This is a genomic window from Neisseria sp. HMSC31F04 (genome assembly GCF_001807735.1).
Lineage (GTDB): Bacteria > Pseudomonadota > Gammaproteobacteria > Burkholderiales > Neisseriaceae > Neisseria > Neisseria elongata.
The window spans coordinates 26,303-34,404 of record NZ_KV790809.1 but is presented as its reverse complement, the minus strand read 5'-3'; the positions used below and the strand labels follow the sequence as shown (position 1 = coordinate 34,404).

At 56.4% G+C, this 8,102-nt stretch carries 13 protein-coding genes; 5 read left to right on the top strand and 8 right to left on the bottom strand.

Annotated features, from left to right (window positions below; translation table 11 throughout):
• The 5 genes from HMPREF3107_RS11545 to HMPREF3107_RS07100 form a co-directional block, all read right to left on the bottom strand.
• The coding region (locus tag HMPREF3107_RS11545) for a zinc finger domain-containing protein (protein WP_083284645.1) at positions 1 to 101 on the bottom strand (101 nt) is incomplete at its 3' end.
• A 189-nt stretch (positions 102 to 290) separates the two neighbouring features.
• A complete protein-coding gene (locus HMPREF3107_RS07115) occupies positions 291 to 521 on the bottom strand; it encodes a hypothetical protein (protein ID WP_070454589.1) in 231 nt (76 codons plus the stop codon).
• Positions 522 to 535: 14 nt separating this feature from the next.
• Positions 536 to 1,369, bottom strand: a complete 834-nt coding sequence (locus HMPREF3107_RS07110) for a hypothetical protein (RefSeq protein ID WP_070454587.1) — start codon at positions 1,367 to 1,369, stop codon at positions 536 to 538.
• 126 nt (positions 1,370 to 1,495) lie between these two features.
• Complete coding sequence (locus tag HMPREF3107_RS07105; RefSeq protein WP_070454593.1) at positions 1,496 to 2,116, bottom strand: hypothetical protein; 621 nt, start codon at positions 2,114 to 2,116, stop codon at positions 1,496 to 1,498.
• A gap of 113 nt (positions 2,117 to 2,229) precedes the next feature.
• Entirely contained in the window at positions 2,230 to 2,805 is a 576-nt protein-coding gene (locus HMPREF3107_RS07100) for a TMEM165/GDT1 family protein (protein ID WP_070454585.1), read from the bottom strand.
• Between the two features lie 292 nt (positions 2,806 to 3,097).
• Between HMPREF3107_RS07100 and HMPREF3107_RS07095 the strand changes: the two genes are divergently transcribed.
• The 3 genes from HMPREF3107_RS07095 (at position 3,098) to HMPREF3107_RS11885 (ending at position 4,791) form a co-directional block, all read left to right on the top strand.
• A complete protein-coding gene (locus tag HMPREF3107_RS07095) occupies positions 3,098 to 3,688 on the top strand; it encodes a YdcF family protein (RefSeq protein WP_070454583.1) in 591 nt (196 codons plus the stop codon).
• Between the two features lie 57 nt (positions 3,689 to 3,745).
• On the top strand, positions 3,746 to 4,321 hold the full coding sequence (locus HMPREF3107_RS07090) for a UbiX family flavin prenyltransferase (protein WP_070454581.1): 576 nt from the start codon (positions 3,746 to 3,748) through the stop codon (positions 4,319 to 4,321).
• 206 nt (positions 4,322 to 4,527) lie between these two features.
• Entirely contained in the window at positions 4,528 to 4,791 is a 264-nt protein-coding gene (locus HMPREF3107_RS11885; RefSeq protein WP_141742851.1) for a hypothetical protein, read from the top strand.
• Here the strand turns inward: HMPREF3107_RS11885 and tsf are convergent.
• From tsf to HMPREF3107_RS07075, 3 genes are all read right to left on the bottom strand, one after another.
• Entirely contained in the window at positions 4,781 to 5,635 is an 855-nt protein-coding gene (tsf, locus tag HMPREF3107_RS07085) for a translation elongation factor Ts (protein ID WP_070454579.1), read from the bottom strand. The genes HMPREF3107_RS11885 and tsf overlap by 11 nt on opposite strands.
• Before the next feature lie 70 nt (positions 5,636 to 5,705).
• Positions 5,706 to 6,437, bottom strand: a complete 732-nt coding sequence (gene rpsB, locus HMPREF3107_RS07080; protein WP_049252426.1) for a 30S ribosomal protein S2 — start codon at positions 6,435 to 6,437, stop codon at positions 5,706 to 5,708.
• A 142-nt stretch (positions 6,438 to 6,579) separates the two neighbouring features.
• Entirely contained in the window at positions 6,580 to 6,783 is a 204-nt protein-coding gene (locus HMPREF3107_RS07075) for a hypothetical protein (RefSeq protein WP_003775558.1), read from the bottom strand.
• A 127-nt stretch (positions 6,784 to 6,910) separates the two neighbouring features.
• Here HMPREF3107_RS07075 and HMPREF3107_RS07070 point away from each other — a divergent pair, with 127 nt between their 5' ends.
• Entirely contained in the window at positions 6,911 to 7,441 is a 531-nt protein-coding gene (locus HMPREF3107_RS07070; protein ID WP_070454577.1) for an inorganic diphosphatase, read from the top strand.
• A gap of 59 nt (positions 7,442 to 7,500) precedes the next feature.
• Entirely contained in the window at positions 7,501 to 8,100 is a 600-nt protein-coding gene (locus HMPREF3107_RS07065; RefSeq protein ID WP_070454575.1) for a 5-formyltetrahydrofolate cyclo-ligase, read from the top strand.
• Positions 8,101 to 8,102 lie beyond the last annotated feature (2 nt).

The following is an 8,102-nucleotide window of genomic DNA, read 5'->3' as shown; positions in this document are numbered from 1 at the left end:
TTTACTGTTTTGCAGCGTTGGCACTTGATTTGTACGGTGCCGTTGCCAACGGCCAGTAATTTGCTGCAGGCTGCGCAGCGCAGTTCGCGGTAGATAGTCATGGTGCATGGTCTCCGATTGGTTTACAATCGCCGCTGCCTGTACAGGCAAGACGGCCTCGAAGTCATGCGGGTGCTTTCCGCTTGGCTGGCGCATCGGTGTTCCCGCACCGGTGTGTCGCCGTCCCTCTTTAGATGAGATATTTCTTATTGTATGTTTTCAGACGGCCTTTTCGGGCCGGTCGTGCTGCATCAAACCAGCGGCAGGTCGGTAACGGCCAAATCGGGGGCGCGGCCTGTGATGCGGTTGGTGTGCTGATCGTAAAACACCCGTCCGCCCACCTCCGCTTCGCCCGTCAGTATCAGGTTGCCGCCCGTTTGGCTTTGCGCCGCCCAGGCATTGCCGCCGAGGTGTCCCGTGATTTTCGCCACGCCCGTGCTTTTCCTGTCCAAGACGGCGTTCAGCCTTTGCAAGACGTTCATTTTCAATCTTTCCCTTATTTGTCCATATAGCGGTCGATTACCGCGCTTTGTGTGATTTTCGGCGCGCCGTTTTCGGTTTCGACGGTCAGCGTGATGCCGGTAATCACACCCTGCCAGTGGCCTTCCGGCTCCTGTATCTGCCAGATTTGGCCGAGCTGCGCCAAGGGGATGCCGTATTTTTCCGATACGGGCATCTGTACGGTTTCGGTTTTGTGAATGCCGGTATCGCTCAAGGCCGCCATGCCGGCCGCCGTTAAAACGTCGGTATCGGTGTAGAGGGTATCGGTCAGGGCGGCGGCGCGCGGTTCCCGGCTGCTGCCCTGACGGTATACGTCGCCGGCGCGGCCTTTGGCGTGTTCCGCCCAAACGAACACGCCGTTGCAGCGTTCGGAAACGGTACGCTGACCGCCGATTTGCAGGATGACGGACGACGGCACGGTTGCGTCGGGCTCGGCTTCGGCAATCTGCCAGGCGGCCTTCGGCCAGCGCGGTTTGATGCGGATGACGGGCAGGTGCGGATCGCTTTCGACGAAACCGCCCGCCGCTTTGGCCAGCTCCTGCAAAACGGCCATCGGTGTTTTGCCGGTCACGGCGTAGCTGCCGCCCGCCACCAACCAGTCGGGGATGTGCCAGCCGATGACTTTAAAGCCGCTGAACTCAAGCTGTGCGTCGGCGATTTGGCGGGCATAGGCGGCGTTTTGATAAGTGCCGCTGCCCGGTTTGCCGTAGTCCGCGCCGAGGTAGGCGGTCAGGCTGCGACCTGAAACGGTGTAGTCTTTTTGGCCGAAGCGGCGGGTGTCGCCGTATTCCTCGGCGATAAAGGCAAAGGTATGGCCGGCGGCTTCCACGGTGATGACGGCCTCCTTTCCCTTATGACAAAACTAACACCACCCCACAGCCCACCAATGAAAAGGCCGTCTGAAAAACCGATTTTCAGGTTTTCAGACGGCCTTTTCATTGGATTGCCATCGGATTCAGCGTTTCATCTCCCGCTCGATGGCGCGGATGTTGGCTTCGCGGTCGTCCACCGCTTGTTTCAGCGCGCCGATGTCGCCGCCTTTTTGCCGCGTCAGTTCGAGTTGGCCGCGCGTGCGGGCAAGGGCGGCACGTTCGTTGTCGATTTCCTTTTGCAGGATTTGGTTGCGGCTGAGCTTGGGCTTGGACGGTGCCGCATTATAGATGGGTGCGGCAGTCCGAATCGGCGCAGGGCCGGTAGGGGCGGTTTTCAGCGGTGCCTTCGGCTGGTTGCGGAGTTTGACTTCCAGCTTGGGGGCGGCACTGTTGGTCGGGCCGTCGCTGACACGCGGCAAGATTTTGATGTCGTCGTAAGTGCCGTAGGTGGCCTCTTCCCAAATTTCGCTGATGTCGTCGCGGTCGGTGTTTTCCACCGCCACATCGGAAGCCGCGCCCGTTTGGGCTTTTTGTTTAGGCCGCTCTTCGCTGATGCCGTCCATTTGCGACTTTTGGCAGCTCGAATTGATTTTCACGCTGGAATAGGCGGCTTTTCCGTCGATTTTGCAGATATAGGTAACGGCCTGCACGGGATGGCAGAGGAGTGCCGTGCCGAGCAGAATGCCGAGATAAGGCAGTTTCATGGTTGGATGTGTGTTTTGATAATGGGCGGGATTATAGCGGCCGCTGCGTAAATTTAGGTTTGGACGGTTTAAACGCTGCAGCCGCTTTGGCAAACTTTTCAGACGGCCCGGCATCAGGACAAGCCTATGCCGCCGCCCGCAAGGGTCAGTATGCCGAGCAGGCAGAACAACAGGCAGGCGGCACGGCGGACGGCGGCGGCAGGTACTTTCGCCATGATTTTTTCGCCCAGATAGGCAACCGGCACGTTGGCCAGCATCAGTCCGAGGACGCTGCCTGACACGACCCATGCCAAATCGTTGTAGCGGGCGGCCAGCAACACGGTGGCGATTTGCGTTTTATCGCCGATTTCGGCCAGGAAAAACAACACCAGCGTGGCGGCAAACGCGCCGTATTTCAGCCAGCGGCCGTTGTCGCCGTCGTCGTCTTTATCGGGTTTCAGCAGCCAGAGGCCGACGGCGATAAAACTGAGGCCGACAATCCATTTTACCAAAACCGGCGACACCGAGGCGGCCAGCCATACACCCAACCAGGCCGACACCAGATGATTTAGCAGCGTGGCGGCAAAAATGCCTGCGATTACGGCGTTTTTTTGTGCAAAACGGGCGGCGAGAAACAAAGTGAGCAACTGGGTTTTATCGCCGATTTCGGCAATGAACACCCCGAAGGTTGAAGAAAGGAAGGCTTCCATAATCAGGCTCCGAACCGTGCGGGCAACAAAAAAGACACACCGCCCGTCCCCGCACGGAACAGACGATATGCCTTAAGTCTTGCCAGTCTTCGGTTGGAGAAGATACCCGCACCATGCCGCGATTGCCGGCAAATATGTTGATACGGGTTCCGGCGGCAATCGAAACGCCGCGCGGACGGCTACTCCCTCAAGAGCGGGCGCGATTATAGCCGAATACATACAGCCGGACAATCCGCTGCGGCCCGGCCTTGTGCTATCATGACCGGCTCGAAACCCGACAAAGGCCGACCCGATGAAACGCCTACTGATAGTCTCCGCCATCGTCTTCCTAACCGGCTGGGCGGCCGCGCTGGCACAACTGCATCTTTGGGCACTCAAGGCAGAAAGCAGGCCATCTGAAAATCCAACGCCCGCCGACATCGCCGTCGTCTTGGGCAACTCGGTAAACCGCAAAGGCGCACCCAATCCCTGTTTGCGTTCGCGGGTGGAGGCGGGAGTCGCCCTATACAGGCAGGGCTTGGCCGGCGGGCTGCTGATGAGCGGCGGCACCGACGGCGACGGCAGCAACGAGGCCGAAGCCATGCGCGATATGGCCGTATCCATGGGCGTGCCTGCGGATAAAATCCGCATCGAACCGCGTTCCGAAAGCACTTACGAAAACATCGCCTTCAGCGCGCCCCTGCTGCACGATGCCGAACAAATCATCATTGTCAGCGATGCCTTCCACCTCGCCCGTGCCGAATGGCTGGCCAAACGGCATTGGCCGGGCAAAACCGTCCGCCTTCATGCTTCGGGCTCCTGCGGCGATTCTACGCCGAACTACCTGCGGAAACTGTCGCGCGAAATACTGGCCTGGCTGAAAACCGCCGCACTGCACCGTTAAACCCGAAAGGCCGTCTGAAAGGTTTCAGACGGCCTCTAAAACAAAAAAGGAATATTCATGGCAAAACAACGCATCGTCGTCGGCATCAGCGGCGCCAGCGGTTTCCAATACGGCCACACCGCGCTTCGGCTTTTGCGGCAGGCGGCGGATATGGAAACGCACCTGGTAGTGTCCAAAGGGGCGGAGCTGACAAGGGGGCAGGAAACGGATTTGTGCCGCGAAGAAGTATACGCGCTGGCCGACGCGGTGTATCCGGTCGGCAACCTGGCCGCCCCGATTGCCAGCGGTTCGTTTCAAACGCTGGGAATGCTGGTCGCCCCCTGCTCGATGCGGACGCTGGCGGCCGTGGCGCAGGGCTGGGGCGACAACCTTTTGACGCGGGCGGCGGATGTCGCCCTGAAAGAGCGGCGGCGGTTGGTGTTGATGGTGCGCGAAACGCCGCTGAATCTGGCACATCTGGACAATATGCGGCGGGTAACGGAAATGGGCGGCATCGTTTTCCCGCCCGTTCCCGCTTTTTATCACAAGCCGCAAAGCGTGGACGATATTTTAATCCACAGCGTCGGCCGCGCCTTGGAATTGTTCGGATTGGAAATCCCGAACCTGCCCCATTGGGGGGAATCATCCGAATGATGACTGAAAAACAAATGAAACCAGAAGTATCAAATAATTCACACGTCAAAGCAAACAACCTGTTCACACCCGACCGGCAGAAATTCCAAAGTTTGCCGAAACGTTGCGAAAAAAGCGGGAAACTGCAAATTTGTCGGCCTGTTCGGTTATAAGGCGGAAAGATATTGAACGGAAGCCGCAGCAGGCAAGTCAGGCCGTCTGAAAGTATGAATATCAAACTCATAATTTTTGGAACAGCCGCTTGGTCTGAGTATGGCCATACAAAAGTCGGTAACGATACAAATAACCTGCTTATTGTAAATACGGCTCCGCACCAACACCTTATCTCTAGCAACAGTCGTATGAATAAAGCGTTTCGCCCGTTGCCCGGTATTCATGGCAACGAACCTCATCTTCGCTACACAAGACAAACAAAAACACCCGCTGGAATGCGGGTGTTTTCTATCATGCAAAGCGATATTACACTTTAGCAGCAGCGGCAACTTCGGCTGCGTAGTCGACAGCTTTTTTCTCTATGCCGTCGCCTACTTTGTAGCGTACGAAGCTGACCACTTCGGTGCCGTTTTCTTTAGCGAATTGGGCAACGGTTTGGTCAGGGTTCATGACGAATGCTTGGCCGTTCAGGGTGATTTCGGCCAAGAATTTGCGGATACGGCCTTCCACCATTTTAGCGGCGATTTCGGCAGGCTTGCCGGAAGCGATGGCTTGCTCGGTGTAGATGTGGCGTTCTTTCTCAACGGTTTCAGCATCCACTTCGGCTTCGGTAACGCATTGCGGTTTGGCGGCAACGATGTGCATACCGATTTTACGCGCTACGTCTTCAGAGCCTTTAAACTCAACCAATACGCCTTCGGTAGCCAATGCACCGTGGATGTAGGCAACCAGTTGGTTGGCGGTGTCGATGACTTGGAAGCGGCGGACAGACATGTTCTCGCCCAATTTGGCGATGATGGCTTTGCGTTCTGCTTCAACCAGTTCGCTCAGTTCTTCAACGGTAGCCGGTTTTTTCTCGGCAGCGGTTTTCGCAACGAAGTTGGCGAATTCTACGAAGCCTGCATCTTTAGCAACGAAGTCGGTTTCGCAGTTTACTTCAACCAATGCGCCGACATTGCCATTGATGGCGTAAGCCAATACGCCTTCGGCAGCGGTACGGCCGGCCAGTTTGCCCGCTTTCGCGCCGGATTTGATGCGCAGGATTTCTTCGGCTTTTTCGAAATTGCCTTCTGCTTCAACCAATGCTTTTTTGCATTCCATCATGCCCAAACCGGTGGCGGCGCGCAGGTCGGCAACCATTTTTGCTGTAATTTCAGCCATGTTTTATCTCCAATTATTAAGGTTTCAGGCCGTCTGAAAGGTTTTCAGACGGCCTGCCGTGCAAACGGGTTTATTCGGCAGCAGCAGCGGCCTGTGCGGCGGCTACGGTTTCGGCCAGAGCTTGGTTTTTACCTTCCAGAACCGCGTCGGCGATGCCTCGGCAGTACAGGCGGATGGCTTTGGCTGAGTCGTCATTGCCCGGAATAACGTGTTTCACGCCTTCGGGGCTGTTGTTGGTATCGACAACGGCGATAACGGGGATGCCCAGTTTGGCCGCTTCAACCAAAGTGCCGTGCTGATAACCGGTGTCGATGACGAAAATGGCATCAGGCAGGCCTTTCATGTTTTTGATACCGCCCAGAGAGCGTTCCAGTTTTTCCACTTCGCGGGTCATGTCCAGCAATTCTTTTTTGCTGTAACCGCTGGTTTCGGCGTTGGCCAAAACGGCAGTTTTTTCTTCCAAGCGTTTGATGGACTGTTTAACGGTTTTGTAGTTGGTCAGCATGCCGCCCAACCAGCGGTGATCCACATAAGGCATACCGGCGCGCTCGGCTTCTTCGCGGATGATTTCGCGGGCCTGACGTTTGGTGCCGACAAACAGGATGTTGCCTTTGTTGGCAACCAGGCGGCGTACGGCTTCTTGGGCTTCCAAGAACAGCGGCAGGGTTTTTTCCAGGTTGATGATGTGGATTTTGTTGCGCGAACCGAAAATGTATTGGGCCATTTTCGGGTTCCAGAGGCGGGTTTGGTGGCCGAAGTGTACGCCGGCTTCCAGCATTTGACGCATTGTAACTTGAGACATTTGTTTTCCTTTAAAAGGGTTATTGCAGACACCCGCGCAAGAATCCCGTCATGGGACACCCTTTAAGGCGCGAAGTGCGAGCGTTGGGGAAAATAAAAAAATGCTTTTAGAAAAAAAGCTGCGGGATTATATAGGGAACGGTTTATTCGGGCAAGGTTCTGTCGTTTTCTTCTTCCTCACGCTTCATTTTTTTGTTGCGCAAACGGATAAAAGCGGCCCAAAACATAAACAGTGTGGGCAAAATGGTAAAAAACGTCAGATAAATCAACTTGCGCGCCAGGCCGGGCTGGGCAATGGAAAACATCAGGGTAACGAAAATATAGCCGATGGCGACGATATGCCACATGGCGGGTTCTTTCTGCAAATGGGAACGGAGGGCGATTATACCGCGCGGCACGAGATTATTCGGCCGTTTTTTCAGACGGCCTGCTATAATCGGCCGCTTTGCAAACCCGATTGAAAAGGACGATAAAATGGCTGACTTCAACCAGATTCTCGATGCAGGCGATGTAGACGGCGGCATCATCAACGTGGTGGTCGAAATCCCCGCAGGCTCAAACCACAAAATCGAATGGAACCGCAAACTGGCCGTGATGCAGCTTGACCGTGTCGAGCCTTTGGCCTTTGCCAAGCCGACCAACTACGGCTTCATCCCGCAGACGCTGGACGAAGACGGCGACGAGTTGGACGCGCTCATCATCACCGACATCCCGCTGCCGACCGGCATCTTCCTCGAAGCCAAAGTCATCGGCGTGATGAAGTTTGTCGACGACGGCGAAGTGGACGACAAAATCGTGGTCGTTCCCGCCGACGACCGCCATACCGGCAACGCTTACAACAGTTTGGCCGACCTGCCGCAGCAGCTGATCAAGCAGATCGAGTTCCACTTCAACCACTACAAAGACCTGAAAAAACCGGGCACGACCAAAGTGGAGCACTGGGGCGACATTGAAGAAGCCAAAGCCGTCATCCGCGAATCGCAGGCACGCTGGAAAGCGCTGTAACCGTTTCGAGGCCGTCTGAAATTCAGACGGCCTCTTGTTTCATCGACAGGACAAACATCATGAACCAAACCGTCAGGCAGCAAAAAAACGAATTGCGCCGCCTGTTCCGCACCGAGCGCAACCGCCTGGGGCGGAACGAACGCCGGCGTGCAGAACAGGCCGTCATACGCCGTCTGAAACCGCTGGTCAAACGGGGCAAAAAAATCGCCGCCTACTGGGCAATGGGCAGCGAACTGAACCTCTCCGCCCTCTTTCAGACGGCCTCAGAACGCGGCGCAACCGTTTACCTGCCCTATATCGAACCGGACAGGAAACGGATGTGGTTCACACCTTACTGCGCAAACGCACAGGCGGAACGCAAACGCGGCCGCAGCCGCCTGCATGTGCCGCAGTTTGCCGGACGCAAAGTCCGCGCCGACCGGCTTGATGTGATGCTGCTGCCCGTGGTTGCCGCCGACCGGCAGGGTTACAGGCTGGGGCAAAACGGCGGCTATTACGATGCCACTCTCGCGCGCTGCCGTTTCGGACGGCCGCTGCGCATCGCCGTCGGTTTTTCCTGCCAGCTTGCCGACAGCCTGCCGCACGAAACACACGATATGCCGCTACACGGTTTCGTGTCGGAACGGCATAATTTGCGTTTTACACGGCAGGGCAGATAAAT

Coding starts and splice junctions, on each gene's coding strand:
- HMPREF3107_RS11885 (WP_141742851.1), top strand. CDS start 4,528: ATGAATATCAAACTCATAATTTTTGGAACAGCCGCTTGGTCTGAGTAT.
- rpsB (WP_049252426.1), bottom strand. CDS start 6,437: ATGTCTCAAGTTACAATGCGTCAAATGCTGGAAGCCGGCGTACACTTC.
- HMPREF3107_RS07065 (WP_070454575.1), top strand. CDS start 7,501: ATGAACCAAACCGTCAGGCAGCAAAAAAACGAATTGCGCCGCCTGTTC.
- tsf (WP_070454579.1), bottom strand. CDS start 5,635: ATGGCTGAAATTACAGCAAAAATGGTTGCCGACCTGCGCGCCGCCACC.
- HMPREF3107_RS07115 (WP_070454589.1), bottom strand. CDS start 521: ATGAACGTCTTGCAAAGGCTGAACGCCGTCTTGGACAGGAAAAGCACG.
- HMPREF3107_RS07105 (WP_070454593.1), bottom strand. CDS start 2,116: ATGAAACTGCCTTATCTCGGCATTCTGCTCGGCACGGCACTCCTCTGC.
- HMPREF3107_RS07095 (WP_070454583.1), top strand. CDS start 3,098: ATGAAACGCCTACTGATAGTCTCCGCCATCGTCTTCCTAACCGGCTGG.
- HMPREF3107_RS07075 (WP_003775558.1), bottom strand. CDS start 6,783: ATGTGGCATATCGTCGCCATCGGCTATATTTTCGTTACCCTGATGTTT.
- HMPREF3107_RS07100 (WP_070454585.1), bottom strand. CDS start 2,805: ATGGAAGCCTTCCTTTCTTCAACCTTCGGGGTGTTCATTGCCGAAATC.
- HMPREF3107_RS07090 (WP_070454581.1), top strand. CDS start 3,746: ATGGCAAAACAACGCATCGTCGTCGGCATCAGCGGCGCCAGCGGTTTC.
- HMPREF3107_RS07070 (WP_070454577.1), top strand. CDS start 6,911: ATGGCTGACTTCAACCAGATTCTCGATGCAGGCGATGTAGACGGCGGC.